The following is a 26902-nucleotide window of genomic DNA, read 5'->3' as shown; positions in this document are numbered from 1 at the left end:
TGCCGGCGACGAGGACGGAGGCCCGGTCCGGTCACCCCGGGCCGTCGACCGAGGTTCCCTGGCCGCGGCTGCGCGGTGCTGTCCACTCGGCGGCCGCGCGGCGTTCGGCGTCCCGGCCGAGGGGCCGCGTGCCCCGGCCTCGGACGCGGCGCTCCAGCGCCACCAGGAGCGTGAGCAGGACGACCGCCACCAGCACCTGCCACTCGCCCTCCACCGCCCCGAGGCTGCCCGAGGCGTTCCAGGAGGCGTGCTGGATGCCGATGGCCAGCACGCTGCCGCCCGTGTCCAGCAGGTGCATGCCCAGCAGGTACCGATAGACGGGAACGAGCAGGAAGAGCAGCGCGAGGTTCCCGGCGGTCTCCGAACTCCAGCCCTCGGCCAGGTACAGCGGCAGGTGGATCGCGGCGAAGGGCAGGCCGGTGAGCAGCGCGGCGATCAGCAGTCCGTGCCGGGCGATCAGCCGGGACTGGAGGAACCCGCCCCAGGCGGTCTCCTCCCACAGGTTGAGCACCAGCGCCCCGTAGACGAGGGTGGCGAACAGGTACCACCCCGCTTCGGCCGCCCAGCCGGCCGGAGGACTGCGCAGGGACCCGGTGGCCGCGGCCAGGACCAGGGTGAGCACCGGCATGCCCAGCAGGACCACGGTCCAGCGGGCTGCGCCGAAGCGCCAGGCGAAGGCCCGCCCCAGCATCCGGCGGACCGCGCCCGGCCCGTCCGCCAGGCGGGTCACCAGCAGGGCCGAGCCCAGCAGCGCAACGAAGTTCACGAACAACAGGAACGGCTCCATCGGGGCACCGGTGAGCGCGGGAACCGTCAGCGCCGCCCAGCCCAGGCCCAGGGCCAGGACGAGGAACACCGTCAGGGGCCGGCGCCGGGCCGGCGAGCGACTCCGGGGACGGTGGCCGGTGTCCCGAGGGTCCGGGGCGGACGTGGTCATGGTGTTTCTCCCGACCGGTGCATGCCGTCCGCACCCGGGGACGGGAGATCCCACCACCGCGTGCGCGGGCGGTGCTGATCGTCGTCGTGGCGCGCTCTGGTGCGTGACTCTCACAGTGCGCGCGGGAAAGGACGGGAGCAAGGGGGAGCGGCCGGGGAGCACTTGTGTGTCGCCGCCAGCCGACGATGATGGAGTAGGCACGGCCACGCGCGGTCCGTCCGCAGCCGGACCGGGATCGTCTCCCGAGCCCGGAGATCCGATCGAGTGGTTGCCACGACGCACAGGAGGTCTCCGATGACCCGCACTGTCTTCTACACCGCCACCACCCTGGACGGTTATCTCGCCGACGAGCAGGACTCCCTGGAGTGGCTGTTCCGGCAGGACTCCGACCCCGAGGGCCCGTTCCGCTACGACGAGTTCATCGCCGGGGTCGGGGCGGTCGTGATGGGCCGCACCACCTACGAGTGGGTCCGCGCGCACCTCCAGGCCTCCGGAGAGGACTGGCCCTACAACATGCCCACCTGGGTGGTCACCCACGCCGAGCTGCCGGGAATCGCCGGGGCCGACCTCCGCTTCGCCCAGGGGGAGGTGGCGCCGATCCACGCCGCCCTCGCGGAGGCCGCCGGCGGGAAGGACATCTGGGTCGTCGGCGGTGGCGACCTGGCCGCCCAGTTCGCCGAGGCCGGACTGCTGGACCGGCTGATGGTCTCCATCGCGCCGGTCACGCTCGGGGCGGGCCGCCCCCTGTTCCCTCGCCGCTTCGACCTGGAGCTGGAGGACGTGGCCCGGAACCGCGCGTTCGTCTGCGCGATCTACCGCGTGGTGGGCCCGATGGCGCCCTCGGGCGGTGGGCCGGCCGCCTGAACCCGGGCCCGGCTCAGATCTCGATCCGGTGCGCCTCCCGCAGGTTCACGAAGCGCTCGGGGTTCGAGGTCAGCACGATTACCTGGGTCCGCTCCCCGGCGGTGGTGATGGCCGAGGCCAGTCGGCGGAGCCGCTGCGGGTCGGAGTGGCCCAGTGCGTCGTCGAGCAGCACCGGCACCCCGTCCTCCGGGTCCACGAGCAGGGCGGTGGCGAGGCGGATGAGGATCACCAGTTGCTCCTTGGCCCCGGTGGAGAGGGCGGAGAAGGGCAGCCAGTCGCCGTCGAGCTTGCGCTGCTCCACCTCCAGGGACCCGCTCACCTGGACTTCGAAGTCCGGGCCGTAGACCGACCGGCCGAGGTGCTCCACCTCGGTGCGGAACGGCTGGACGTACTGGGCGTGGGCGCGCTCGCGGTGCTCCAGCAGCGTCCGCTCCAGGAGCAGGGCGGCCTCGGCGCGCCGCTCGAACCCGGCGAGGTGGCGCCGGGCGGCCTCGAGCCGTGTCTCGGCCTGGTCATGGGCGAACTGCACCCGGTCCCGGCCCATGCCCTCGAGCCGGCCCGCCAGGGACTGGTGGCGGCCCCGCCGCTCGCCCAGCAGCGTCTCGAGCCCCGTGATCTCGTCCGTGACGTGCTGCTGGTCGGCGAGCACCCGGTCGGCGTCGAGACCGGCGAGGGCCGCCTCGTGCCCGTCGATCTCCGCCTGGACCGTGGCCAGCGCCTCGGCTGCCGCAGCGGCGGCACGGTCGAGGTCCTCGTCCGGGGCCTCGCGGCGGGCGTCCTCGAGCCGGGTCCGCGAGCCGGCGAGGGCGCGCTCCTGCTCGAGCGCGGCGCCCTGGAGGGAGTGCAGCGTCGTCTGGGCGGACTGCAGGGCGGACCGGGCCGCCTCGGCAGCGGCCTCGGCATGAAGCGCGGCGTCCTCGGCGTCGTTGAGGGCGGCCTCGGCGGCCTCGACCGTCTCCTGGGCAGCGCCGGCGGTCTCCGGCAGCGGAGCGACGTCGTCCCGCCGGTCGCCGTACTGCTCGATCGCGGCGGCAAGGCGGTCCCGGTCGTCGCGCAAGCGGCTCTCGTCCTCGCCGTCGAGCAGACGGTCGCGCTGGGCCTCGGTCTCGCGCACCTGCTGCGCCAGATCCTGGGCGGCGCGCCACTCGGCGCGGGCCGCGGCGACCGAGTCGACCCCGTGGCGGGCCAACAGCGTGGTGAACCGCTCTCGGGCCGTGCGGGCGGCGTCCCGGCGGGCCGCGATGCCCTGCTCCGGGAAGACCCGCAGCCGCCACTCGCCGGGGATCTCGACCTCGACCTCGTCCGTCACCGGGACGGACCACGGCTCCTCGGGGACGATCTCCTCGGTGCTGCCGCCGCGGGTGATCGGGCGCGCACGGCCCAGGGCGGTGAGCTCCACCCGGGCGCTGCCGGCCGCCAGCTCCGCCTCGGCCTTCTCCGCGGCCCGCTCGGCCCGCTCCAGCTCGTCCAGGACGTCCTCGTCGATCTCCGTGCCGGGCCGGGACCGCAGCTCGGCCAGCTGCGCCCGGACCGTCTCGAGCGAGTCCAGGATCTCGAGCACGCGGCGGTGGCGCTCGACGTCGTCGAGGTGCCTCCGGTCCTCCCGGGCGGAGCGGTGGGCCGCCCGGGCCTCCTGCACGGCGGCCTGGGCCGCGGTCCGGCGCTCCTCGGCCTCCTCGGCGTGCTCGCGCACCGGGGCGAGCTCCTGCTCGCAGGACCGCAGTTCCTCGGCGAGTGCTGCGCTGCGCTCCTCGTCGGCGGTCAGCGCGGCCACGAGCTCCGCGCGGCGGGCCGAGCGCTCCCGGGCGCGGTCGAGCTCGCCCTGGGCCGCGTCCCGGCGGCGCTGAGCCTCCTGCCGCTGCCGCTGGACGGCCTCGATCTCCCCGGCGGCACGGTCCAAATCCGCCTTCTCCACGCGGGCCGTCCCGAGCTTCCGGCCGGTGGCCGCGATCTCCTCGGTGAGCTCGGCGAGCTCCTCCTCGACCACCGCGATGCCCCGCAGCTCCTCGGCGGCCTCCGCGGCCGCGGTCCCGGCCGCACGGCAGTCGGTCTCGGCCTGGAGGTACTTGGCGTTCTTCTTCCGCGTCGAGGTCCAGTACTTGTCGCACTCCGCGCTCACGAGCTCCAGGAGGGAGGCGACCTCGCGGTCGTCGCCCTGGGCCTGGCCGGCGTGGCACTCCAGGGCCCGGCGCAGCGCCGCGCTGTCGGTGAGGGCATTCTGGGTCAGCCCGCCGGCCTGCATGAAGCGCAGGGCCTTCCACAGCGCGGTGTCGGCCCCGCCCCACAGCTGCTCGGCGGCGTCGTGGGCCTCGCGGCTAGTGAGCTTGTGGCCGCTCCGGGGGCCCGAGATGTACTCCAGGGTCGTGGACGGCCGTTTCAGCCACTGCTTGGTGTAGATCACGCGGGTGGTCCCGATCGAGAATTCCGCCTCCACGAGGACGGGCACGTCCCGGCCGGCGGGCTTCGCCCCGGTGATCTTCTTGTGCTTGCTGTTGTCCGGGAGCTCGATCAGCGCGTCCAGGGCGTCGATCATCGAGGTCTTGCCGATCTCGTTGCGGCCGGTCAGCACCACCACCCCGGCGTCGGGGAACTCGACCTCGCGGGCGGTCACGCCGCGGAAGTTCTCCAGCTTGAGACGGTGCAGCTTCATCGGGTCGCTCCTCCCACGAGGCGGTACAGGAGCCGGAGTGCGTCCCCGGCGGCGGGCGCGTCCTCGGACTCCGAGGCCGCCAGTTCGCGCAGATCGGTCACGGCGTCGGCGGCGTACCCGCCGACGTCGAGGTTCTCGAACTCGTGCTCGTCCGGGACGACCGCCAGGTCGGTGTGCCGCTCCCAGGCGTTGAGGCTCGCGAAGATCTCCGCCTGCTCCTCGAGCAGACCGTCCAGCTGCGCGGACTCGGAGAGGTTCAAGGTGCCGGTGAAGACGGTCTTGAGGATGATCCGCTCCTTTGGGGTGAGGGCGGCGAGCTCGGCCCGAAGCGTCCCGACGTCGTCGGCGCCGTCGAGCTGCCGCTGGAGGACGCGGTGCTCCCACTGGCCCACCTCGTGGGAGGTCACGTCCACGGTGCTCCCGTCCAGCGCCACCTCGAGGACGTGGCCGCGGCCGTGCTCGCGGAAGCCCGTGGACTCGTGGGTGCCGGAGTAGTGGATGGCGCCGCGGTCGTCCTCGGGCCAGCGGATGTGCCGGTCGCCCAGCGCCACGTAGTGGATCGCCCCGCGGGCCAGGGCCTCTTCCAGGGGCGCGCGGCGCACGGTGACCTGGGAATTGCGGTCCGGGTCCAGCTCGTCGAGCATCCCGTGGCCGACGACGACGCGCAGCGTCCCGTCCGGCTCCAACCCCTCCAGGGCCGGGGCGACCGGGTCCGCGTCGGGCCGCTTGCTGCGCCAGGGCGCGGCCACGAGCTCGACGCCCGCGATCACGGGCCACGGGCCCACCCCGTCCAGGAGGACGACGTTGTCCGGCCTCGCGCCGAGGAACGCGTCCTGGGCGTAGATCGATCCCGGGCCGAGCGGGTCGTGGTTGCCGGGCAGCAGGTACACCGGCAGCCCCACCGAGCCCATGGCGTCCAGGGCGCGCCCGACGTCCCGGCGGCTGAGGTTGGCGTGCTCGAAGACGTCGCCGGCCACCACCACGAACGCGCACCCCCGGGCGCGGGCCAGCTCCCCGATGCGGCGGATCGTCTCGACCCGGTCGCCGGTGTAGCGGGACTGGGCCTCGCCCTCGAGGTAGTGCCGGGTCATGCCGAGCTGCCAGTCGCTCGTGTGGAGGAATCGGATGCTCGTCATCGAGGCTCCTCGTGCGGTCGGGGGGTGCGCTCCCAGGGGGTGGGTCCAGTGCCACGCTATCGGGATCGGCGGACACCGAAGGCCCCGGCACCCCGGCGTGTGCTTCGATGGGGCTCATGGAGCCGAGCAACCGGAGCGACCTGTGGGCGGCCGTCCACGCCGAGCGCGCGCGCCTGGCCGAGGACCTGGCCGGACTGGACGAGACGCAGTGGGCGGCGCCGTCCCTGTGCGGGCGGTGGACCGTGGAGGACGTCGTCGCGCACCTGACCGCGGCCGCGAGCATCGGCCGGCTCCGCTGGCTCCGGAGCGTGCTGGGCGCCCGCTTCGACTTCGACCTGCACAACCAGCGGCGGCTCGAGGAGCACCGGGGCGCCACCCCGGCCGAGGCGCTCCAGCGGTTCCGGGCCGTGGCCGGCAGCACCGTGGCGCCCTCCAAGGACACCGCGGCGTGGCTGGGGGAGGTCGTGGTCCACGGCCAGGACATCCGCCGGCCGCTGGGTCTGCCGCGCACGCCGCCGGTCGAGACCGTGACCGCGGTGGCACAGTTCTACGTGGGCAAGGACTTCGCGGTGCCCAGCCGCAGCGCCGCCCAGGGCCTCCACCTGGTGGCCACCGACGGTCCGTTCGAGTCCGGTGCCGGGCCCCTGGTCAGCGGGCCCACCCTGGCGATCGTCATGGCGCTGGCCGGCCGAGCGGCGTACTGCGACGACCTGACCGGCGAGGGCATCTCGATCCTGCGGTCCCGCTGCTCGCCCGCCTGAGCGAGCTACCTGAGAGAGTGGGGAAGGACCGGCCGCGCGCCGGTCCCGCACGACACCACGCACCCGAGCAGAGGAGACACCTTGGCCGAGACCATCGCCGGCATCACCGTTCCGGACTCCGCCCTCGTCCGCGAGACCACCGAGCTGGTCCGGCGGGCCGCCGACGAGAGCCTGTTCAACCACTCCCGCCGCGTTTTCCTCTTCGGCATGCTCAAGTCCGCCGCGCGCGGGCTCGAGGTGGACCCGGAGCTCGCCTACGTGGGGGCGATGTTCCACGACCTCGGCCTCACCGACGAGTACCGCACCCAGGACCAGCGCTTCGAGATCGACGGCGCCGCGGCGGCGCAGGCGTTCCTGCGCGACCACGGCCGCTCCGCGGAGGAGGCGCGCAACGTGTGGCTGGCGATCGCCCTGCACACCACGCCGGCCATTCCGCTGCACCTGGAGCCCGAGGTCGCCGTGGTCACCCTCGGCGTCGAGACCGACGTGCTGGGCCTGGACCTGGACCAGATCTCCGAGGAGCACCGCGCCGAGGTCGTTGCCGCGCACCCCCGGCCGGACTTCAAGAACAAGATCCTCCGCGCGTTCTACGACGGCATGGCCGACCGCCCCGAGACCACCTTCGGCACCATGAACGACGACGTGCTCGCCCACTTCGACCCCGACTTCCACCGGGAGGACTTCGTGCGCATCATCCGGGAGAACGCCTGGCCCGAGTGAGCACCGCGGGGTCTCCGCAGCCCGGCGGGGACCCCGGGGCCTGCGGGCCCGCAACGGGGCGGTCACACTTTGTGCCGTCCGCGGGCCGGGAGGAGCATGGAGTCCCGGCCCGCCGACGCTCCAGGAGTTCCCGTGGCGTACAAGTTCTTCCCCCACATCCCCGTCGTCGACCTCGAGCGCTCGCGGTCCTTCTACCAGGCCCTGGGCTGGCGGACGGCCCCCGGCATGGCCGAGGGGCACAGCCTGATCCTGGATCTCGGGGAGGACTTCGGGGTCACGCTCGTCGAGCGGCGGTTCATGCAGCAGGCCATCGGCGAGGACCAGGAGCTCGCCGACCCCCGCCGGACGGTGAGCGGCAGCTTCGCCCTGCTCGTCGACATCCCCGAGGAGGTCGACGCCCTGGTCGAGCGGGCGGTCGCCGCCGGCGCCACCGCGGGGCAGCGGAATGACGACAGCTACACGAGCCACCGGGTGTTCGCGGACCCGGACGGCCACCGGTGGAACATCGTGTGGGCGGACCCGATCGTGACGACCCGGGAGTGAGACCCGATCCGGACGACGAGCCCGCACGCACCGCGGCCGGAGGGCTGGGGCCGGAGCCCCGCCTGGAGCGAGATTCACCGGATTCACCGGATTCACCGACGTTCACAGAGGTCGTGAACGGTGCGGAGGAGCGCCGGCATCCGGCCGGTCCGCCCGGCGCCGTCGTGCCCCCGGCCCGGCTCATCCGCGCCGGTAGGCGTGGCCCATCTCGGTGTGGGACCAGCGGGTCTCGATCCGGGCGTCGCCGCTGCGCCGCACGGCCTCGGCGGTCTCCCGGTCCAGCTCGGAGCGCCACTCCTCGATGGTGAGCAGGTCCGAGGACCGCAGCAGCGGCTGCCGGTAGATGTTCAGGGCCCGGGTCACCTCGCCCTGCTCGAGAGCGGTCCGCAGCTGCAGGACGTCGCTGGTGACGGCGGCCGGATCGGCGAAGCGGTAGGGGCCGGTGGTGATCACCGCCCCGAGCCGGCGGCGGACCCGGTGGATCTCCGTGCGGACCGTGCCGGGGGTGCCGTGCTCGCCGTAGAGCTCGTAGGCCATCTCCTCGGCGCTCCACCCGCGCTCGCGCAGGCTGAGCAGCGCGAGGATCTCCGCCGAGCGCGTCGGCAGGGGGAACCAGTCCCCGCCGCCCACCCGGGCCGCGGCCGGCTCGGCGAGCAGGCGCAGCTCCAGGGACGGCGTGCCGGTCGTGCCGGCGGGGTGGTGCGAGTCCGTCCGGGCGGCGAGCAGCGTCTCGACGACGCGTGCGGCCGAGCGGACCAGGGCCCTGGTGTCCGGGGTGGCGGTGCCCCGCGGCCCGGACAGGTCGATGACGCCGAGCACCTCCCCGCTGCCCGGGTGGCGCACCGGGGCGGACGTGCAGTCCCAGGCGCTGTGGGACCGGGCGAAGTGCTCCGTGCCCCGCAGCTCCTCCGCGGTCCCGCTGCGCAGCGCCTGGGCGATCGCGTTGGTGCCCACGCCGTGCTCGTCCCAGCCGGCGCCCTCGACGAAGCCGAGCCCGTCGGCGCGTCCCAGCGGCGAGCGTCCCCCGCGCCGCCACAGCACGGTGCCGTCGGGGCCCGTGAGGACGGCGACCCGGTCCTCGGCGGCGTCACGGACGACGCCCAGGAGGTCGGCGACGACGTCGACGTGCGTCCCCAGCGGGGAGAGTGCGCGCAGCTGCTCGACCTCGTGGTCCGGGAGCACCTCCCGCGGGCCGTCCAGGTCGCGGGACATGCCCCGGGCGGCGCACCGCTCCCACGCCGAACGCACCCGTTCCGGTGTCCTCGCCGATCCGCAGCTGTCCACAGCGCGCTCCTCCGTCCTCTGCGCCCGTCCCGATGTCACGGGGGCCGTGCTGATGCCACGGGGTCCGCCCCGCCGTCACGGCGTCCGTCCTGATGCAACGCCGGGGAAACCCCCTCGGCCCCACAGTGGTGACACGCATCACACCGGACCCTATGCCACTGGGCGTCCGGCGTACACCGAGGAGGAACCATGACCACGATCGACACCGGCGTGGGAGCCGGCACGGACACCGCCCGCTCCTGGCTGGCCGCCCTGGAGGACGCCCTCACGGCCGGCAACGCGGACGCGGCGGCGGACTTGTTCGCGGAGGAGAGCTTCTGGCGCGACTTCCTGGCGTTCACCTGGAACCTGAAGACGCTGGAGGGCCGCGAGCAGATCTGCCGGATGCTCGCGCAGACCCTGCCGCACGTCCGGCCCTCCGGGTGGGAGGTGGAGGGCGAGCCCACCGAGGCGGACGGGGTGACGGAGTGCTGGGTGCGCTTCGAGACCTCCGCCGGATCCGGGTGGGGCTACCTGCGGCTGCGCGGCGGGAAGGCGTGGACCCTGCTGACCACGCTGCAGGACCTGCGCGGGTTCGAGGAGCAGAAGGGGCCGCGCCGGGACCGCGGGGTGGTCCACGAGATCACCCGCGAGCGCACCACCTGGCTGGAGCGGCGCCGGGCGCGGGAGGAGGCCCTCGGCCGGACGGAGCAGCCGTACTGCCTCGTCGTCGGCGGCGGCCAGGGCGGGATCGGCCTGGCCGCACGGCTGCAGCGCCTCGGCATCCCCACGATCGTGGTGGACAAGCACGAGAAGGCCGGGGACGCCTGGCGCAACCGCTACAAGTCCCTGCACCTGCACGACCCCGTCTGGTACGACCACATGCCCTACCTGCCGTTCCCGGACGACTGGCCGGTGTTCCCCGCCAAGGACAAGGTCGCCGACTGGCTGATGCACTACGCCGACATCATGGAGCTCAACTACTGGGCGAGGACCGAGTGCCGGTCGGCCGAGTGGGACGAGCAGACCGGGACCTGGACCGTCGCAGTCGACCGCGACGGCGAGGAGGTCGTGCTGCACCCCACGCAGCTCGTCTTCGCGCTGGGCGTCTCCGGGTACCCGAGAATCCCTGACTTCCCGGGCGCCGACGTCTTCCGGGGCGCGCAGCACCACTCCTCCGCGCACGCCGGCGGCGACGACTGGGCGGGCAAGCGGGCCGTGGTGATCGGCTCCAACAACTCCGCCCACGACATCTGCGCGGACCTCTGGGAGCACGGGGCCGAGGTCACCATGGTCCAGCGCTCCTCGACCCACATCTCCCGCAGCGAGTCGCTCATGGACCTGGTCCTGAAGCCGCTCTACTCCGAGGAGGCGCTGGAGGCCGGCATCACCACGGAGAAGGCGGACATGCTGTTCGCGTCCTGGCCGTACCGGGTCCTGCCGGACGTCCAGCGGCCCGCGTTCGAGGCGATGGCCGAGCGGGACCGGGAGTTCTACGACGCGCTCGAGGCGGCCGGCTTCGACCTCGACTTCGGGGAGGACGGCTCCGGGCTGTTCCTGAAGTACCTGCGCCGCGGCTCCGGGTACTACATCGACGTGGGCGCCTCGCAGCTGATCATCGACGGGCGGGTCCAGCTGGCCACCGGCCAGGTCGACCGGCTCACAGAGGACGCGGTGGTGCTCGACGACGGGACCGAGCTGCCGGCCGACCTCGTCGTCCACGCCACCGGCTACGGGTCCATGAACGAGTGGCTCGCGGACCTGATCTCCCCGGAGGTCGCCGACCGGGTGGGCAAGTGCTGGGGCTACGGCTCCGACACCACCCGGGACCCCGGGCCCTGGGAGGGCGAGCTGCGGAACATGTGGAAGCCCACCAACGTGGAGAATCTCTGGATCCACGGCGGGAACCTGCACCAGAGCAGGCACTACTCCAAGTACCTCGCCCTGCAGCTCAAGGCCCGGATGGAGGGCCTGCCCACCCCGGTGTTCGAGCTCGAGGTGTCCCACCACCCCCGGTGATGCCGGAGGTGGGCGCGACGGCGGGGCGCCGGAACGGATCGACCGTTCCGGCGCCCCGCCGGCCGCTTACTCCTCGAGCTTCCGGGCCTGTTCGTCCCAGGCGGTGCGGGCGTCCCGGCCCGCGGTGGGGTGGTGGGTCTCCCGCAGGGCGCGCAGCGCGGCGGTGCGCTGCTGGGCCAGGGCCTCCGCGGCGGCCCTCGTGGCGGCGTCCTCGCGGGCCTGGGCCCGGGCGGCGGTCACGGCGTCCATGATGAGGTCCACGCCCAGGGCGCCGCCCTCCAGGTAGGCGGTGCGGACCTGCCGGTCCGGGTGGTACAGGTACTGGTCGTTGACCTGGCCGAGGGCGGTGTCGAACTCGGCGTCCGTCAGGTCGGAGATCATGGCGACCACCCGGTCCAGGCGGGCGTCCAGCTGGTCGAGCAGGTCGTGCCGCCGGGCGCTGCGGCGCAGGGACCACAGCGCGCGGCCGTGGGTGCGGAGCCGGTCCACGTCCCAGTCCGCCTGCGGCACCACGGACAGCGTGCCCGTGAGGAGCCGGGGATCCCGGGAGTCCTCCGGCGGGGGCAGGGATCTGAGGTGCCACGAGATCCAGGCCGTGCGCATGTTGGACGCTCCGGCCGCCCGGGCCTCCTCCACAGCCTCCTCCGCGGAGGCCTGCCCGGGCCACCCGCCGGGCGGCGGCTGTTCGTCGTCGTCCTCGGGCGCATCCTGCCCGGCGGCGCGGGTCCGGCTCGTGATGACGCCGGCGCTGAGCCAGATCAGCAGGCCGACCAGGACCAGGACGAGGAGGGCCACCCCGCCGAGGAGCACGAAGCGGAACAGGCCGAAGGCGACCACCACGGCGACCAGGGCCACCACCCAGACGGCGGCTCCGCTGCTGCTCCCGGTGTTGTTCATGACGGCCCCCGAACGACCACGTGCGTGCTGGGCACCCATTCTACCGCCGCGGCCGCAGCGGCCCCGGAGGCTCAGGACCGCTGGGGCAGGCCCTCGCGGAAGACCCGCTTGAGCTCGGTCAGCTCCGGACCGTGCCCGGTGCCCTCGGTGTTGAGCGCCGGCTGGTGCGCGGCGACCCAGTGCTGCTCGAGGGCGTCGACGTCGTCCTTCGTCCCGCACTCCGCCCAGCCGAGGAGCAGGTGCTCCTGCATCCACGACGTGAGCCGCTGCTCGTGCGCCTCGTCGAGGACCACGCGGCCCCGCCCGTCCACGGCGGCGCCGTCCCGCCAGGACGGGTCCCCGGCCAGGAGGGCGGCGAGCAGCGTGCGCCGCAGCGCGGAGGAGCGGGTGCGCCGCAGGTGCTGGCCGGTGATCCGCCGGTGGAGGTCGCGCCGGGCGCGGCCCACGTAGAGCAGCTCGGCCGTCCCCGAGGAGTGGCGGATCCGCGGCACCGCGGGCAGGTGCAGCCCGGCCGCCTCCGGGGTGGGGGAGCGGGCGGTGTCCAGCCACCAGGCGTAGACGCCGCGGGAGCGGCGGACCTCCGCCTCCAGCGGCGTGCTGAGCGGGAGCGCGGCGAGGCCGGGCTGCGTGCTCATGGATCACCACCTCCCGGGGCGTTCTCTTCTGCAACTGTGCTTCGACTGTAGGCGCAGGACGCGGCGGTGCCCAGCCCGCCCGGCCCGCGCCGCAATGTCCGGTGCCGCACTTGCCATACCTAGTACTGCTAGGGTTCAATGCGTAGCACACCTAGGTATCAGGAGGCGCAGTGCGCATCGACAAGGACCTGGTCGCCGCCTCGGCCACCCCGCTCGTGCTGGGGATCCTGGCGGACGGCGACCTGTACGGCTACGCGATCCTCAAGCGCGTCAGCGAGCTCTCCGGCGGCTCCATGCAGTGGACCGACGGCATGCTCTACCCCCTGCTGCACCGGCTCGAGCGGCTCGGCTACGTGTCCTCCTCGTGGGGCACGTCCGAGGCCGGGCGCCGGCGCAAGCACTACGCGATCACGGCCTCGGGACGTGCCGCGCTCGCCGACCGGCAGGAGCAGTGGACGGTCGTGGCCGACGCGCTGCGGCAGGTGTGGCAGGCCGCGCAGCAGCCGCCCGCCACGACCGAGCGGTGGGCGTGATGGAGCTGCACGCGGAGCAGGAGGCCCAGATCGGGCGGTGGCGCGGCTGGGTCCAGCGCCGCCAGGCGATCTCCCCGGCCGACGTCGACGAGCTCGAGGACCACCTGCGCGAACAGGTCTCGGACCTGAGGGCCACCGGGCTCGACGACGACGAGGCCTTCCTCGTCGCGATCAAGCGCATGGGCAATCTCGACGCCGTCTCGCACGAGTTCGCCCGCGAGCACTCCGAGCGGCTGTGGAAGCAGCTCGTGCTCCTCCCGGAGGACGCCGCGGAGACCGGCGCACCGCCGTGGCGGGAGCTGGGCGTCGTCCTGGCGCTCGCGGTCGGGGCCGGGCTGGCGGTCAAGGCCGGCACCGCCTGGCTCGGCGACGAGGCGGTGCCGGCGCGCAATCTCGGCCTGCTCGTCCTGCCCTTCGTCGCCGGCTATTTCGTGTGGAAGCGCCGGCTCACCGCGCGCGTGGTGGCGGGGCTGCTCGTCCCGTTCGCGCTGCTGGCGGTGGTGCTCAACGTCTATCCGTTCGTCCCCGGCGGGTCCACCGAGCTGCTCGCCGTCCTGCACGCGCCGGTGGTCCTGTGGCTGCTGGCCGGGATCGCCTACACGGGCGGGAGGTGGCGCTCCGACAGCCGGCGGATGGACTTCGTCCGCTTCACCGGCGAGCTCCTGATCTACTACACGCTCCTGGCCCTGGGCGGGGCGGTGCTGGTCGGACTCACGTTCGGCGCCCTCCAGGTCGTCGGGATCGACCTGGAGCCGGTGCTGGAGGACTGGATCCTGCCGTTCGCCGTGCCCGGCGCCCTCGTGGTGGCCGCGTGGCTGGTCGAGGCCAAGCAGAACGTCGTCGAGAACATCGCCCCGGTCCTCACCCGGGTGTTCACGCCCCTGACCATCCTGATGCTGCTGGCCCTCCTGGTGGTGCTCACGGCGGCCGGCGGGCTCGTCGACGTCGACCGCGGGCTGCTGATCCTGATGGACGCGATCCTCGTGCTGGTCCTGGCGCTGCTGCTCTACTCGATCTCCGCCCGGGACCCGCTCGAGCCGCCCGGTCTCTTCGACGGCCTGCAGCTGGTGCTCGTCGTCGCGGCGCTGGCGGTGGACGCGCTCATGCTGACCGCGATGCTGACCAGGATCGCCGAGTTCGGCTCCAGCCCCAACAAGATCGCCGCGCTCGGGCTGAACCTGCTGCTGCTGGTGCACCTGCTCCGGGCGGGGTGGCTGAGCGCTAGGTGCCTGCGGGGACGCCGGCCGTTCGCGGAGCTCGAGCGCTGGCAGACGCGCTACCTGCCGGTCTACGGCGTGTGGGCCGCGATCGTGGTGGTGGTCTTCCCGCTGGTCTTCGCCTTCGCCTGACCGGCGGGCTGCGCGCTCGCGCCGTGGAGCGGCTGCCGCGGGCGGAGGGGGGCCTGCGCGTCCCGGTGGCAGGGGAGTCGCCCCCCGACGACTGACCAGTTGGTCCGAGGCCCGCTGCCACCAGGACGGCGGCATCATGATCGTCGTCGTGCCGGCGGCCTTGCGGCCGGTCGTTCCGACGCGATCCTCACGCGGCGGCTCAGCCCCCCGGCTGATCACCTGCGTGATGCATCAACACTAACACTGGCTTATTACCTGATCGATTCGCATTCTGTCCACAGTTGCGCCGACTTGCCTCGGAGCCCTGCCCCGCACCCGACGGCGTGCTGGCCCCTGCGGTCCTGCGGTGGGGGCGACCGGTGCTCAGGCGCTCGTGCGCACGACGAGCTCCGGGGGGAGCCGGACGCTCTCCACGTCCCGGCCGTCGAGAACGTCCATCAGCATCTCGAAGCCCTGCCGGCCGATGCTGTGCATGGGAGAGCGCACGGTGGTGAGCCCCACGCTGCCGGCCAGCGGCGTGTCGTTGAACCCGACGAGGGCCAGGTCCTCCGGGACCGTGATCCCCTCCCGGGCGAAGACGCCGAGCGCGCCGATCGCCGCGAAGTCGTTGACCGCGAACACCGCCTCGGGCAGCGGCCCGGCGGCCAGGATCCGGGCGGCGGCCGCGCTGCCGGCCGGGGCGTCGAAGCCGCCGGGGACCACCCGCGCCGGGTCCACCCCGAGGCCGTGCCCGGCGAGCGCGTCCAGGAAGCCGGCGCAGCGGTCGATCGAGGTCGAGGCCCGCGGATTGCCCGCGATGAGACCGAAGGTCCTCCGGCCGGACGCGACGAGGTGCTCCGCGACCATGCGTCCCCCGGCGTAGTCGTCGCAGGTCACGGACCGGTGCCCCGGGGACCGCCGGCTCACCAGCGTGAAGGCCACGCCGCGGTCGGCGAGCTCGTCCAGGAAGGGGTCCTCGAACAGGGCGTCGCCGAAGATCAGGCCGTCGGCACGGCGGTCCAGCAGCTTCTCCGCCTTGGCGCGGTGGGCCGCGGGGTCGTCCAGGGAGTTGGAGACCACGGTGAAGTAGCCGTGCTCGGAGGCGGCCTCGTCGATGCCCTCGTACATCGTGGCCAGGACGTAGTCCTGCAGGCGGGGCACGACGACCCCGATCATGTGCGACTTGGCCGTGCGCAGCGACGCGGCGTAGGGGTTCTTGCGGTAGCCGCGCTCCTCCGCGAGCGCGAAGATCCGCTCCGTGGTGTCCGGCGCGGCCCACTTGGAGCCGAGGCCCTTGGGGTCGTTGAGCACCCGGGAGACCGTGGAGGGGTTGAGGCCCAGCTCGGCCGCCAGGGCCTTCAGCGTGACCGCCGGTCGTGCGCCCATGTCCACCTCCTCGCGGCTGTTTCCACACAGTAACCGATGTTAAATCTGCGTGAATGTGTTGCCAATCACTCCGGAACCGCTCTAGGGTCAGTTCCAACATCGTACGCAATCGATTGCGGCATTCGTTTGCATAGACCGTTGGCGCTCCGGAGGAGCGGGACGACTCCACGGAAGGGAGGCGGCACGTGACACACATCCAGCTGCTCGGCACGGGGGGCACCATCGCGTCCCGTGGGGGCGGGTCCACGGGCTCCGTGGCCACGGACACGGCGGCCGACCTGTCCCGGAACGAGTACGGCGAGCTCACCGTCTCCACCCGGGACGTCCTCACCACGGGCAGCTACCGGCTCACCCTCGGGGAGCTGCGGGCGATCGCCGAGGCGGCCCGGGACGCGCTGGCCGATCCGGCCAACGACGGTGTGGTGGTCACCCACGGGACCGACACCCTGGAGGAGACGGCGTTCCTGCTGGACCTGGTGCACGGCTCCCCGAAGAGCGTGGTGCTCACCGGCGCCCAGCAGCCGGCCGACAGCCCGGCCCCGGACGGCCCCCGCAATGTCGAGGAGGCGGTGCTGGCCGCCGCCTCGCCCGAGCTGCGGGGCAGCGGCGCGCTGATCTCCTTCGACGGGACGGTCCGCTCCGCCCGCGGCGCCCGGAAGGCGCACACCACCGCGAGCAGCCCCTTCCAGGGCGGCGCCGAGGTGGCGCACATGGCCGGGGCCGGGCTCGTCGTCACGGCCAGGCCGGTCCGCCGGGAGCCGCTGCCGCTGCCGCCGGCGGCCTTCGACAGCACCAGGGTCGAGATCATCACGGCCCACACCGGCGCCACCCCGGACCTCTTCGACCACGCCGTGCGCTCCGGTGCGCAGGCCGTGGTCCTCGCCGGATCGGGCGTCGGCAACGCGGGCCCCGGCTTCGCGGAGTCGGTGGCCCGTGCGGTCGGGGCCGGCTGCGCCGTGGTGCTCAGCACCCGTGCCCCGTGGGGACCCGTCGTCCCGCTCTACGGCAACGGCGGGGGCACCGACCTCGTGGCGGCCGGCGCCGTCCCCTCCGGGGACCTCAACCCGCTCCAGGCGCGCATCCTCGCCGCCCTCCTGCTCTCCCTGGGGACCTCGGCCACCGAGTTCCCCAGGGCCTTCACCGCCCACCTCTAGAACACCACCCACCACCAGAGGAGACATCATGTCCAAGAAGATCTACGTGTCCGTCGGCATCGACGTCGACGCCGTCGGCGGCTGGCTCGGCTCCTACGGCGGCGAGGACTCCCCGGGCGACATCTCCCGCGGCCTCTTCGCCGGCGAGGTCGGCGTGCCACGGCTGCTCCAGCTCGCCCAGCGCCGCGAGATGCCCGTGACCTGGTTCTGGCCCGGGCACTCCGTCGAGACGTTCCCGAAGGAGTTCGACGCGGTCGTCGCCGCCGGTCACGAGATCGGCGTCCACGGCTACAGCCACGAGAACCCCATCGCGATGACCCGCGAGCAGGAGACCGAGATCCTCGACTACTGCACCGACCTCATCGAGCGGCGCTCCGGGAAGAAGCCCGTCGGCTACGTGGCGCCCTGGTGGGAGTTCTCCGGGGTGACCAACGAGATCCTGCTCGATCGCGGCTTCCTCTACGACCACTCGCTCATGCACGACGACCACACCCCGTACTACGTGCGCGTCGGGGACACCTGGACCAAGATCGACTACGACGCGGCCTCGGCCAAGGAGTGGATGAAGCCGCTGGTGCGCGGCGAGGAGACCGACCTTATCGAGATCCCCGCCTCGTGGTACCTGGACGACCTCCCGCCGATGATGTTCATCAAGTCCAGCCCGAACAGCCACGGCTTCGTGTCCCCGCGGGACATCGAGCAGCTGTGGAAGGACCAGTTCGACTGGGTCTACCGGGAGATGGACTACGCCGTCTTCCCCCTCACGATCCACCCCGACGTCTGCGGCCGCCCGCAGAACCTGCTGATGCTCGAGCGCCTCTTCGACCACATCCAGGGTCACGACGGCGTGGAGTTCGCGTTCATGGAGGACGTCGCCCGCGACTTCGCCGCCCGCAGTCCCCGCACCTCCGCCTGATCCCACCGGCACGAAGGAACATCGCCATGTCCGCTCTGCGCTCGAACCCGACGCCCTCCGGCGTCGAGCCCTGGAACGTGCCCATCACCCCGAAGGTGGTCAAGCAGGTCTCGATCGTCTGCTTCATCGCCTGGGTGGCCTCCGTCTACGACTTCACCCTCTTCGGCACGCTGCTCCCCGTGATCGCCGAGGACTTCGGCTGGTCGGTGGCCGAGTCCACCGCGATCAACACCTACGCCACGATCGGCGTGTTCATCGTGGCCCTGGCCGTGGGCACGATCATCGACAAGATGGGCCGCAAGAAGGCGCTCATCGTGCTCATGCTCGGCGGCGCCGTGGCGTCCGGTCTCACCGGCGCCGCCATCGGCGCCGCGAGCCTGGTCATCATCCGCTCCTTCTCCGGCTTCTCCATGTCCGAGGAGGTCGTCAACGCGGTCTACCTCAACGAGATCTACAAGGAGGCCAAGAGCCGCGGCCTCATGTACTCGCTCGTCCAGGGCGGCTGGCCGGTCGGCGCACTGGTCTCCGCGGGGCTGTCGGCCCTGACGCTCCCGCTCATCGGCTGGCGCTGGAGCTTCGTGGTCGCCGCGGTGCTGTCCCTGATCGTCGTCGGCCTGGCCCTGCGCCTGCCGGAGTCCCCGACCTTCGCCGCGATGAAGGAGGTCCGGCGGCGCCGGGCCGCCGGTGACACCGCCGGTGCCCACGAGCTGGCCGACGAGCACGACCTCGAGGAGGCGGCCCACCACGCCACCGGTGTGAAGGACGTCTTCACCCCGGAGCTGCGCCGGCACACGACCTGCCTGTCCCTGGCGTGGTTCTTCAACTGGTTCGGCATCCAGGTGTTCTCCGTCCTGGGCACCACCATCCTGGTCGAGGCCAAGGGCGTCTCCTTCGACAACGCCCTCATCATCCTGGTGCTCTCCAACGCGGTGGGCTTCGTGGGCTACGTGTTCCACGGCTGGCTGGGCGACAAGATCGGCCGCAAGCCGACCGTGGTCCTCGGCTGGGTCGCCGGCGGCGTGGTGAGCCTGGTGATGCTGCTGGGCCCGGGCACCTCCGGCTACATCATCCCGCTGTACGCCATGACGCTGTTCTTCCTCACCGGCCCCTACGCGGCGCTGCTGTTCTACATGGGCGAGTCCTTCCCGCCCCAGGTGCGCGGCATGGGGGCGAACGTGGCCCACGTGATGGCGCCGCTCGGCGGCATCGCCGGCTCCGGGCTGCTCACCATCCTGCTGACCGCCGGGGTGGACACGGCCACGGCGGCGATCATCACCGGCTCTGGCGGGCTGATCCTCTCGGCGCTGTGCATGGCCGGGACCCGCACCCTGAAGGACGCCCACCTGAGGACCACGGTGATCGCATGATCCGCGACGACGGACTCGAGGGAAAGGTCGCCGTCATCTCCGGCGGCGGCAGCGGGATCGGCCGGGCGCTGGCGGTGGCCTACGCCCGGGCCGGTGCCCACAGCGTCATCGGCTACCTCCCCTCGGACCCCCACGACGCGACGGACACCGTCCGCGCCGTGGAGGCCGCGGGCGGGCGCTGCACGGCCGTCCCGATGGACGTGCGCAGCTTCGAGGACACCGAGAAGCTCGCCCAGGCCGCGCTCGACGAGTTCGGCCGGCTGGACATCTCGGTGGCCGCGGCCGGCATCCTGCGCCGTGCCGCGCTCGCGGACATGACCGACCAGGCGTGGGACGACATGATGGCCGTCGACCTCTCCGGGGTGATGCGCGTCTTCCGCTCCTGCAGCACGCGGATGACCCACGGCGGGGCGATGGTGGCGACGTCGTCGATCGCCGGCGGCGTCTACGGGTGGGAGGAGCACAGCCACTACGCGGCGGCGAAGTCCGGGCTCATCGGCCTGTGCCGCTCGCTGGCCGTGGAGCTCGCACCCCGCAAGATCCGGGTCAACGCCGTCATCCCGGGGCTGATCGAGAGCCCCCAGTCCCTGGACCCGGTGAACTCGCTGGGTCGGGAGGGCCTCGATGCCGCGGGCTCGATCATCCCGTGGGGCCGCGTGGGCAACGTCGACGAGGCCGCGCGCACCATCCGCTTCCTCACCGGCGACGACTCGGCCTACGTCACGGGGCAGCAGCTGATCGTCGACGGCGGGCTCACCGTCCGCTGGCCGAGCTGAGCCCACCAGGAAAGGCAGACATGGAACAGCAACTGACCGGAAAGGTCGCCGTCGTCACCGGCGGCGGCAGCGGCATCGGGGCGGCGATCGCCCTGCTCTTCGCCCGGGAGGGCGCGGACGTGGCCGTGCTGGACCGCGACGAGCAGCACGCGGCGGCCGTCGCGGAGGAGAGCGGCAGCTTCGGCGGGCGCACCACGGCGATCGCCGTGGACGTCACCGACGGCGAGGCGGTGCAGCAGGCGATGGCACAGGTCGTCGAGGAGCTCGGCGGGATCGACGTCCTCGTCAGCGCCGCCGGCATCCTCGACGAGACGCCGCTGCTGGAGATGACCGAGGCCACGTTCGACAAGGTCCTGGCCGTGGACCTCAAGGGCGTCTTCCTGGCCGCGCGCTGGGCCGCGCCCCACATGGTGGAGCGCGGCGGCGGGCGGATCATCAACATCGCCTCCCAGCTGGGCATCAAGGGCGGCACCGGCCTGACGCACTACGTGGCGGCCAAGGCCGGGGTGATCGGCATGACGAAGGCCATGGCGCTGGAGCTCGCCGAGCACCACATCCTCGTCAACTCGATCGCGCCCGGTCCTGTCGTGACGCCGCTGATCGAGGGACTGTCCGAGGAGTGGAAGGCCGCCAAGCAGGCGGAGCTGCCCATCGGGCGCTTCGGCCAGGCTCACGAGGTGGCGCCCACCGCGCTGCTACTGGCCTCCTCGCCCGGCGGCGACCTCTACACGGGCCAGACGCTGGGTCCCAACAGCGGCGACGTGATGCCGTAGCCGGCCCGGGAGGAGATGTCACGATGTGCGCAGGATGCCCCGGAGGGCGTGCGGTCTCGAAGGTGACCGCCTACATCAACCTCAACGGGATGAAGCAGGCCGTCCTCGCGGAGCTGCGGCGCAGCGTGGGGCGCCGCGCGAGGATCACCGTGCTCGGCGACCGGTGGGTGCTGGGCTCCCGGACGGGCGCCCAGCAGGTCTTCCCCGACGTCGAGACGCTGGCCGACGCCCTGGTCGACCAGCACCTGGTCGACCGGCGTCTGCTGCCGGACGACGGCGGCGCGGAGTTCGAGCGGATCCTCGCCGCCGGGACCCACCACAGCGCCCCGCCCATGGACGCGGGGCGGCTCGTGCGGGCGCTTCTCCTCAGCGCCGACACCGTGTGAGCCTTCTCAGAGGCACCCGCCGACCGAACAACCCCTGAACCACTGTCGAAGGAGATCCACATGCCGGAACTCGACCCCCTCTGGTCCCCCCTGCAGATCGGTCCCGCCGCCCTGGAGAACCGCGTGGCGCTGGCTCCGATGACCCGGATCAGCGCCACGGAGGAGGGCCACGCCACCGAGCGCATGGTCTCCTACTACGAGGCCTTCGCCCGCGGCGGCTTCGGGCTGCTGATCACCGAGGGGATCTACCCCGACGCCGCTCACGGGCAGGGCTACCTGTACCAGCCCGGGATCGCCACCGACGACCAGGCCCGGGCGTGGGCCGAGGTGGTCGGCGCCGTCCACGCCGCCGGCGCGAAGATCTTCGCCCAGCTCATGCACGCGGGGTCCCAGGCCCAGGGCAACCGGTTCGTCGACTCCACGATCGGCCCCTCCGCGGTGGCCCCCAAGGGCGAGCAGCTGGGCTTCTACCGCGGTGAGGGCCCGTACCCCGTGCCCGCGGAGATCACGGCGGAGCAGATGGCGGAGGTCCGGCAGGCGTTCGTGGACGCCGCGCTGCGCGCCCGCGACGCCGGGTTCGACGGCGTCGAGATCCACGGCGCCAACGGGTACCTGCTCGACCAGTTCCTCACCGACTACCTCAATCTCCGGACCGACGAGTACGGCGGATCGCCGGAGAACCGGGTGCGGTTCGCCGCCGAGGTCTGCCGGGCCGTGCGCGACGCCGTGGGGCCGGACCTGGCGGTGGGCATCCGGATCTCCCAGGCCAAGGTCAGCGATCACGACCACCGGTGGAGCGGCGGGCCCGACGAGGCGGAGGTGATCTTCTCGACCCTGGGCGCCACCGGGATCGACTTCGTCCACACCACCGAGTACCGGGCGACCGCCCCGGCGTTCGGCGACGAGGGGCCCTCGCTCGCGGCGCTGGCCAAGCAGCACTCGGGTCTGCCGGTGATCGCCAACGGGCACCTGGACGACCCGGAGACGGCCGTGTCCATGCTTGCGGACGGCACGGCCGACGTGGTCGCCCTGGGCAAGGCGGCGCTGGCCAACCGGGACTGGCCGCAGCGGGTGCGCAGCGGCCGGCCGCTCGCCGAGCTCGACGGCAGCCTGCTCGCGCCCCTGGCCGACGTCAAGGACTGGGAGCTGGAGCTCTCCTGAGCGGACGCACCGCGGCGGGTGGTGCCGGTGCGGCACCACCCGCCGCGGGCCGGGAGCCCCGGCTGCTCACAGCGCCCAGATCTCCTCCAGCCGCTCGGCCCGCTCGTGGCGCGCCAGCAGCGCCTCCTCCATGGACACCGCGCGGAACCGGGTGACCGTTCCCGGGGCGGCGCGAGCCAGCAGGTCCATGTCCGCGGAGATCACGGTGCCCACCATGGCGTAGCCCCCGCCCGAGACCGCGTCCCGGTGCAGCACGATCGGCTGGGTGCCGCCGGGGACCTGGATGGAGCCCACGGCGTAGCCGGCGTCCACGATGTTGGAGGGGTCCGAGCCCGCCCCGAACGGCTGCCGGCGCTGGATCCACTCCACGCCGGGGCCCTCGAAGCGCAGGCCCATCCGGTCCGCCACGGGGGTGAGCTTCCACTCCTCCTCGACCAGCCGCCGCCGGCCCTCGTCGGTGAGCAGGTGGTCGTAGAGGCTCCACATGATCCGCAGCTCCAGCGACCTCCCGAAGCCCGGTCGGAGGCGCTCCGGGATCTCATCGACCTCGGGCAGCAGGCCGGTGGGCTCGCCCACCGGCACCACGTCCCCGGCCTCCAGCTTCCGGCCGTCCAGTCCGCCCAGCCGCCCGATCGCGTAGGTGGAGCGCGAGCCGAGCACCTCCGGCACGGAGATGCCGCCGCGGACGGCCAGGTAGAACCGGGCGCCGCCGCGGAGCACGCCGAACTTCACGGCGTCTCCCGCCGCCAGCTCGATCCGTCGCCACGACGGGCGCTCCTCGCCGTTGACCAGCACGGGCAGGTCCGCGCCGGTCACGGCGATCGTCGTCGGGGCGTCCACGGTGAAGGCGGGGCCCGTGTAGGTGCACTCGAGCACGGCCTCCACGGCGGTGTTGCCGACCAGCTTGTTCGCCGCCTGCGCGGACTCCTGGTCCATGGCCCCGCCCTGCGGGATGCCCACGTGGTAGTACCCGATCCGTCCCTGGTCCTGGACGGTGGTCAGCAGTCCGGGCTGCTCAATCGTCAGCGCCATCGAGGGCCTCCAGAAGGGTGCGGTTGTAGCTGTCGGGATCGGCGAGCGCGGCTTCGACGTCGAGGGTCACGGGCGCCTGCTTGTACCGCCAGGTGCCGTCCTCGACCTGTTGCTGGATGGAGCGGTACTCGGCCTCGTCGACCGGCCGGAACTTCACGAGGTCCCCGGGCCGGAACAGGATGAGAAAGTCCCGGAAGTCGCGCAGGTGCTGCTCGGGGTCGTAGATGGGGGCGGCGGCGATGCCGAACATCTGGTAGCCGCCGGCGCCGCGCACCGAGTAGATGCACGCGAAGCACCCGCCGTGGCCCACGGTGAGCGGGGGAGTGTCGGTGCGGGGGCTGAGGTACTTGGGCACCTCGAGCTGCCGGTCCCTCGGCACGAGCTGGTACATGAACGGCAGCCCGGCCACGAAGCCCACCATGGACACCAGCCACGGGGACTCGTGGTGGCGGCGGATGAACTCGGCGGCGTCCGCGAGGCCGTTGACCTTCGCGGCGTAGTCGAGGTCGGTGCCGGAGGGGTCCTGGTGGTAGCCCTCGCGGAAGCGGGCCACGACCTCTGCGGTGTAGGGGTCCTGGTACCAGACCGGGACCTCGATGATCCGGGTCTCGGCGGTGTACTGCGTGGACTCGCGGGCCTGCCCCTCGAGCTCCTGGGTGCGGCGCTTGAGGTCCTCGGCCCTGATCACGTCCGGGTCGAAGCGCACCAGCAGGGACGCGTTGGCGGGGCAGACGTCCACCACGCCGGGCAGGTCCAGGGTGGAGAGGCCGTGCGCCACGGTGGTGGCCAGGTAGTTGGCGGTGAGGTTCATGGCCTCGTCGAACTCCACGAACAGGAACTCGTCACCGCCCCACGTGTACCGGGCGGTGGGCAGGTACAGGGTCTCGGTCATGGTGCGCTCCCCTCACTGGGAATGTCGCCGGACTTGTCGCCGGGCTCGTCGCTGGGTGTGCCGCCGGCCCGGCCGGTCAGCAGCTCGGTCTCGATCCAGGTGGTGTGGTGCGCCACGGCCGCGAACTCCGGGTCCAGCACGAGCCGCCGCAGCAGCGGCACCGTGGTCCTGATCCCCTCCACGTGCGTGGCGGCCAGGGCCGCGCCCATCCGCTGCACGGCCGTCTCCCGGTCCTCGGCGTGCACGATCAGCTTGGCCAGCAGCGAGTCGTAGTACGGGGCCACGGTGTCGCCGCTGCGCACGCCGGAGTCCACGCGGTACTCGGACCCCTCAGGCCAGTCGAGGCGGCTGATCGTGCCCGGGCTCGGCATGAACCCCTTCTCCGGGTCCTCGGCGTTGATCCGGCACTCCACGGAGTGCCCGTCGAAGGAGATGTCCTCCTGCCGCAGCTCCGTGCGCCCGGTCGAGGCGATCGTGAGCTGCTCGGCGACCAGGTCCACGCCCGTGACGAACTCCGTGACCGGGTGCTCCACCTGCAGGCGGGTGTTCATCTCGATGAACGCCGCCTCGTGCCGGACGGGGTCGTAGAGGTACTCGACCGTGCCCACCCCGGTGTAGGAGCACAGCCGGGCCAGGTTCACGGCGGAGTCCCGGATGCGCTCGCGGACCTCGTCCGGCAGGTCCGGGGCGGGGGCCTCCTCCACGATCTTCTGGGAGCGGCGCTGCAGCGAGCAGTCGCGGTCGCCCAGGTGCAGGAAGGTCTGCCCGTCGCCGAGGACCTGGACCTCCACGTGCCGGGCCCGCTCCACGAACCGCTCCAGGTACACCGTGGGGTCCCCGAAGCTCGCCCCGGCCTCGGACCGGGCGGTGTCGACGGTCCGCAGCAGGTCCTCCTCGGCGCGGACCAGGCGGATGCCGCGCCCGCCGCCGCCGGCCGAGGCCTTGATGACGAGCGGGTAGCCGACCTCCCGGGCCAGCGCCAGGACGGCGTCGTCGTCGCCCTCCAGGGGCCCGTTCGACCCGGCGAGGACGGGCACCCCGGCCGCGATCGCGGCCTCCAGCGCCCGGGTCTTGTGGCCCATGAGGTCGATGACGTCGGGGGCGGGGCCCACCCACGTCAGACCCGCCTCCTGGACGCGCCGGGCGAACGCGGCGTTCTCGGACAGGAAGCCGTAGCCGGGGTGCACGGCGTCGCACCCGTGCTCCAGGGCCGCGGCCACGAGCGCCTCCGCGTTCAGGTAGGACTTCTGAGCCGGGGCGGGGCCCACCACGGCCACGGCGTCGGCGAGCTCCGCCGCCATGGAGTCCTGGTCCACCTCGCTCACGGCCAGCACGGTGCGCAGGCCCATCTGCTGCGCTGAGCGCAGGATCCGGACCGCGATCTCGCCCCGGTTGGCCACCAGGAGCGTGGAGATGGGCACGGCTCAGCTCTCCGCGACGACGGCGATGACGTCCCCCGGGTTGACCATGTCGCCGTCCTCCACCTCGAAGGCCTGGATCGTGCCGGCGGCGTCCGACTGGACCTCCGAGAACTGCTTCATCACCTCGATGAGACCGATGACCTGACCGGCCTCGACCGGGTCGCCGTCCCGGACGAACGGGTCCTTGTCGGGGGAGGGGCGGCGGTAGAAGACACCGGGGAGCGGGGACTGGATCTCGGTCATGGTGCGGGTCCTTTCGGTCGGGTGGGGAGGTGTGGGGTCGGCGGGCACCGGGTCGGGGAGCTCCGGGTCCGGGCCGGAAGGCCGGGACCACGACGGCGGCCGGGCGGGTCAGGTGCCCGTCGCCGCGTGGGCGTCGATCGCCGCGCGGACGGCGCGGGCCACCGCCGGCGCCCCCGGGGCGTCGGAGTGCACGCAGACCGACTCGAAGCGCATCGGCAGCTCCGTGCCGTCCTCGGCCCGCACGACCCCCTCGGCCAGGGCCTGCGCCACCCGGTCGGCGGCGGCGCGCGGGTCGGTGGCGTGGGGCGTGCGCTGGATGATCAGCCCGCCCTCGGCGTTGTAGTCGAGGTCCACGTAGAGCTCGGCCACGAACGGCACGCCGCGCTCGGCGCACACGGACTCGTGGGCGGTGCCGGCCATGCCGAGCACGGGCACGCGGTAGTCGGCGGCCACCGCCGCCACCGCCTCCATGAGCGCCGGGTCCTTGGCGACCATCCCGTAGAGCGAGCCGTGCGGCTTGAGGTGGTGCAGGTCCGCCCCGTGCTGGAGCAGGAAGCCGGTGAGGGCGCCCACCTGGTAGCGGACCAGGGACTCGACCTCCTCCGGGGTGAGCACCATGGCGCGGCGGCCGAAGCCCCACTGGTCGGGCAGGGAGGGGTGGGCGCCGATCGCGACGTCGTGGGCCACGGCGGCGGCCACGGTGGCGGACATGATGTCCGGGTCCCCGGCGTGGAAGCCGCAGGCGACGTTGGCGAGGTCCACGACCTGCAGCAACTCCGGGTCGTTGCCGAAGCGGTGCAGGCCGATCCCCTCGCCCATGTCCGAGTTGACGGTGGGCCGGGTGCGGGTCTCAGGTGTGGCCATGGTCACAGCCTATGGACGCGACGCGCCCGTGGGAACGGCCTCGGGGCGATCCCCCGGCGATCTCGGGGTGTCCGCGGGGCAGTGGGGCCCGTCACTGTGCTTTTCCTCGAACACCTGTAGAGTCATCACCAGTTGTTGAAGTTTCGTTCTTGCAGTTCAAGCAGTTCGCCCGGACATCGGGCGCAGCAGTTTTTCTGAGAAGACGTTTTGGCAGGCATCGCAACGCCCGAGCACCCCGATCGCCG

The 26902-nt window shown here is 72.9% G+C and carries 26 protein-coding genes; 14 read left to right on the top strand and 12 right to left on the bottom strand.

From position 1 onward, the window contains the following. Positions 1-31: 31 nt before the first annotated feature. Positions 32-937 (bottom strand): CPBP family intramembrane glutamic endopeptidase, encoded by a 906-nt coding sequence (locus AC6CH6_RS08055; protein WP_498254736.1) that lies wholly within the window; start codon positions 935-937, stop codon positions 32-34. A gap of 294 nt (positions 938-1231) precedes the next feature. Between AC6CH6_RS08055 and AC6CH6_RS08050 the strand changes: the two genes are divergently transcribed. After that, positions 1232-1801: a dihydrofolate reductase family protein gene (locus AC6CH6_RS08050; RefSeq protein ID WP_498254735.1), complete on the top strand. Its 570-nt coding sequence runs from the start codon at positions 1232-1234 to the stop codon at positions 1799-1801. Positions 1802-1814: 13 nt separating this feature from the next. Here AC6CH6_RS08050 and AC6CH6_RS08045 read toward each other — a convergent pair whose 3' ends face one another. Then, positions 1815-4451 carry an AAA family ATPase gene (locus tag AC6CH6_RS08045; RefSeq protein WP_498254734.1) on the bottom strand — a complete coding sequence of 879 codons (2637 nt, stop codon included), beginning with the start codon at positions 4449-4451 and terminating at the stop codon, positions 1815-1817. After that, positions 4448-5587, bottom strand: coding sequence for a metallophosphoesterase family protein (locus AC6CH6_RS08040; RefSeq protein WP_498254733.1), 1140 nt, complete (start codon positions 5585-5587; stop codon positions 4448-4450). The genes AC6CH6_RS08045 and AC6CH6_RS08040 overlap by 4 nt, the downstream gene beginning before the upstream one ends. A gap of 107 nt (positions 5588-5694) precedes the next feature. On the opposite strand from AC6CH6_RS08040, the gene AC6CH6_RS08035 reads away from it, so the two are divergent. The 3 genes from AC6CH6_RS08035 (at position 5695) to AC6CH6_RS08025 (ending at position 7611) form a co-directional block, all read left to right on the top strand. Next, complete coding sequence (locus tag AC6CH6_RS08035; protein WP_498254732.1) at positions 5695-6348, top strand: maleylpyruvate isomerase family mycothiol-dependent enzyme; 654 nt, start codon at positions 5695-5697, stop codon at positions 6346-6348. A gap of 81 nt (positions 6349-6429) precedes the next feature. Further along, complete coding sequence (locus AC6CH6_RS08030; RefSeq protein ID WP_109244153.1) at positions 6430-7068, top strand: HD domain-containing protein; 639 nt, start codon at positions 6430-6432, stop codon at positions 7066-7068. 132 nt (positions 7069-7200) lie between these two features. Next, positions 7201-7611 (top strand): VOC family protein, encoded by a 411-nt coding sequence (locus AC6CH6_RS08025; RefSeq protein WP_498254731.1) that lies wholly within the window; start codon positions 7201-7203, stop codon positions 7609-7611. A gap of 180 nt (positions 7612-7791) precedes the next feature. Here the strand turns inward: AC6CH6_RS08025 and AC6CH6_RS08020 are convergent, their stop codons facing one another. Next, entirely contained in the window at positions 7792-8823 is a 1032-nt protein-coding gene (locus AC6CH6_RS08020; protein ID WP_498254730.1) for a GAF domain-containing protein, read from the bottom strand. Between the two features lie 261 nt (positions 8824-9084). Here AC6CH6_RS08020 and AC6CH6_RS08015 point away from each other — a divergent pair, with 261 nt between their 5' ends. Then, the gene (locus AC6CH6_RS08015; protein WP_498254729.1) at positions 9085-10893 is read left to right on the top strand and encodes an NAD(P)-binding domain-containing protein; all 1809 of its coding nucleotides are present in this window, start codon (positions 9085-9087) and stop codon (positions 10891-10893) included. A gap of 66 nt (positions 10894-10959) precedes the next feature. Here AC6CH6_RS08015 and AC6CH6_RS08010 read toward each other — a convergent pair whose 3' ends face one another. Then, positions 10960-11790, bottom strand: a complete 831-nt coding sequence (locus AC6CH6_RS08010) for a hypothetical protein (RefSeq protein ID WP_498254728.1) — start codon at positions 11788-11790, stop codon at positions 10960-10962. Between the two features lie 71 nt (positions 11791-11861). Beyond that, complete coding sequence (locus tag AC6CH6_RS08005; RefSeq protein WP_498254727.1) at positions 11862-12425, bottom strand: GIY-YIG nuclease family protein; 564 nt, start codon at positions 12423-12425, stop codon at positions 11862-11864. 170 nt (positions 12426-12595) lie between these two features. On the opposite strand from AC6CH6_RS08005, the gene AC6CH6_RS08000 reads away from it, so the two are divergent. Together AC6CH6_RS08000 and AC6CH6_RS07995 are read left to right on the top strand one after the other, a co-directional pair. After that, positions 12596-12958 carry a PadR family transcriptional regulator gene (locus AC6CH6_RS08000; RefSeq protein ID WP_498254726.1) on the top strand — a complete coding sequence of 121 codons (363 nt, stop codon included), beginning with the start codon at positions 12596-12598 and terminating at the stop codon, positions 12956-12958. Continuing rightward, positions 12958-14307 (top strand): permease prefix domain 1-containing protein, encoded by a 1350-nt coding sequence (locus AC6CH6_RS07995; RefSeq protein ID WP_498254961.1) that lies wholly within the window; start codon positions 12958-12960, stop codon positions 14305-14307. Before AC6CH6_RS08000 ends, AC6CH6_RS07995 begins: the two co-directional genes overlap by 1 nt. Positions 14308-14670: 363 nt before the next feature. Here AC6CH6_RS07995 and AC6CH6_RS07990 read toward each other — a convergent pair whose 3' ends face one another. After that, positions 14671-15672 carry a LacI family DNA-binding transcriptional regulator gene (locus AC6CH6_RS07990; RefSeq protein WP_498254725.1) on the bottom strand — a complete coding sequence of 334 codons (1002 nt, stop codon included), beginning with the start codon at positions 15670-15672 and terminating at the stop codon, positions 14671-14673. 185 nt (positions 15673-15857) lie between these two features. Here AC6CH6_RS07990 and AC6CH6_RS07985 point away from each other — a divergent pair, with 185 nt between their 5' ends. From AC6CH6_RS07985 to AC6CH6_RS07955, 7 genes are read left to right on the top strand one after another with little or no spacing between them, the layout of a single operon-like run. Continuing rightward, complete coding sequence (locus AC6CH6_RS07985) at positions 15858-16826, top strand: asparaginase (RefSeq protein ID WP_498254724.1); 969 nt, start codon at positions 15858-15860, stop codon at positions 16824-16826. 28 nt (positions 16827-16854) lie between these two features. Next, on the top strand, positions 16855-17742 hold the full coding sequence (locus AC6CH6_RS07980) for a polysaccharide deacetylase family protein (protein WP_017834877.1): 888 nt from the start codon (positions 16855-16857) through the stop codon (positions 17740-17742). Between the two features lie 26 nt (positions 17743-17768). Then, positions 17769-19109: an MFS transporter gene (locus AC6CH6_RS07975; RefSeq protein ID WP_498254723.1), complete on the top strand. Its 1341-nt coding sequence runs from the start codon at positions 17769-17771 to the stop codon at positions 19107-19109. After that, the gene (locus tag AC6CH6_RS07970; protein ID WP_109221468.1) at positions 19106-19885 is read left to right on the top strand and encodes an SDR family NAD(P)-dependent oxidoreductase; all 780 of its coding nucleotides are present in this window, start codon (positions 19106-19108) and stop codon (positions 19883-19885) included. The genes AC6CH6_RS07975 and AC6CH6_RS07970 overlap by 4 nt, the downstream gene beginning before the upstream one ends. A 20-nt stretch (positions 19886-19905) precedes the next feature. Then, the gene (locus AC6CH6_RS07965) at positions 19906-20658 is read left to right on the top strand and encodes an SDR family NAD(P)-dependent oxidoreductase (RefSeq protein WP_498254722.1); all 753 of its coding nucleotides are present in this window, start codon (positions 19906-19908) and stop codon (positions 20656-20658) included. 23 nt (positions 20659-20681) lie between these two features. Then, complete coding sequence (locus tag AC6CH6_RS07960; RefSeq protein ID WP_498254721.1) at positions 20682-21044, top strand: hypothetical protein; 363 nt, start codon at positions 20682-20684, stop codon at positions 21042-21044. Between the two features lie 60 nt (positions 21045-21104). Further along, positions 21105-22205, top strand: a complete 1101-nt coding sequence (locus tag AC6CH6_RS07955) for an oxidoreductase (RefSeq protein ID WP_498254720.1) — start codon at positions 21105-21107, stop codon at positions 22203-22205. A gap of 66 nt (positions 22206-22271) precedes the next feature. Here AC6CH6_RS07955 and AC6CH6_RS07950 read toward each other — a convergent pair whose 3' ends face one another. From AC6CH6_RS07950 to AC6CH6_RS07930, 5 genes are all read right to left on the bottom strand, one after another. Continuing rightward, the gene (locus AC6CH6_RS07950; RefSeq protein ID WP_498254719.1) at positions 22272-23237 is read right to left on the bottom strand and encodes a 5-oxoprolinase subunit C family protein; all 966 of its coding nucleotides are present in this window, start codon (positions 23235-23237) and stop codon (positions 22272-22274) included. Continuing rightward, positions 23221-24129, bottom strand: a complete 909-nt coding sequence (locus AC6CH6_RS07945; protein WP_419967387.1) for a carboxyltransferase domain-containing protein — start codon at positions 24127-24129, stop codon at positions 23221-23223. Before AC6CH6_RS07945 ends, AC6CH6_RS07950 begins: the two co-directional genes overlap by 17 nt. Continuing rightward, positions 24126-25550 carry an acetyl-CoA carboxylase biotin carboxylase subunit gene (locus AC6CH6_RS07940; protein WP_498254718.1) on the bottom strand — a complete coding sequence of 475 codons (1425 nt, stop codon included), beginning with the start codon at positions 25548-25550 and terminating at the stop codon, positions 24126-24128. Before AC6CH6_RS07940 ends, AC6CH6_RS07945 begins: the two co-directional genes overlap by 4 nt. A 3-nt stretch (positions 25551-25553) precedes the next feature. After that, positions 25554-25793, bottom strand: coding sequence for an acetyl-CoA carboxylase (locus AC6CH6_RS07935; RefSeq protein ID WP_017834473.1), 240 nt, complete (start codon positions 25791-25793; stop codon positions 25554-25556). A gap of 108 nt (positions 25794-25901) precedes the next feature. After that, positions 25902-26657 (bottom strand): 5-oxoprolinase subunit PxpA, encoded by a 756-nt coding sequence (locus AC6CH6_RS07930; RefSeq protein WP_181372611.1) that lies wholly within the window; start codon positions 26655-26657, stop codon positions 25902-25904. Between the last annotated feature and the right edge of the window lie 245 nt (positions 26658-26902).

The sequence above is a fragment of the Kocuria sp. GQ42 genome, assembly GCF_059758435.1.
This window is presented reverse-complemented; position numbering and strand designations above follow the sequence as displayed.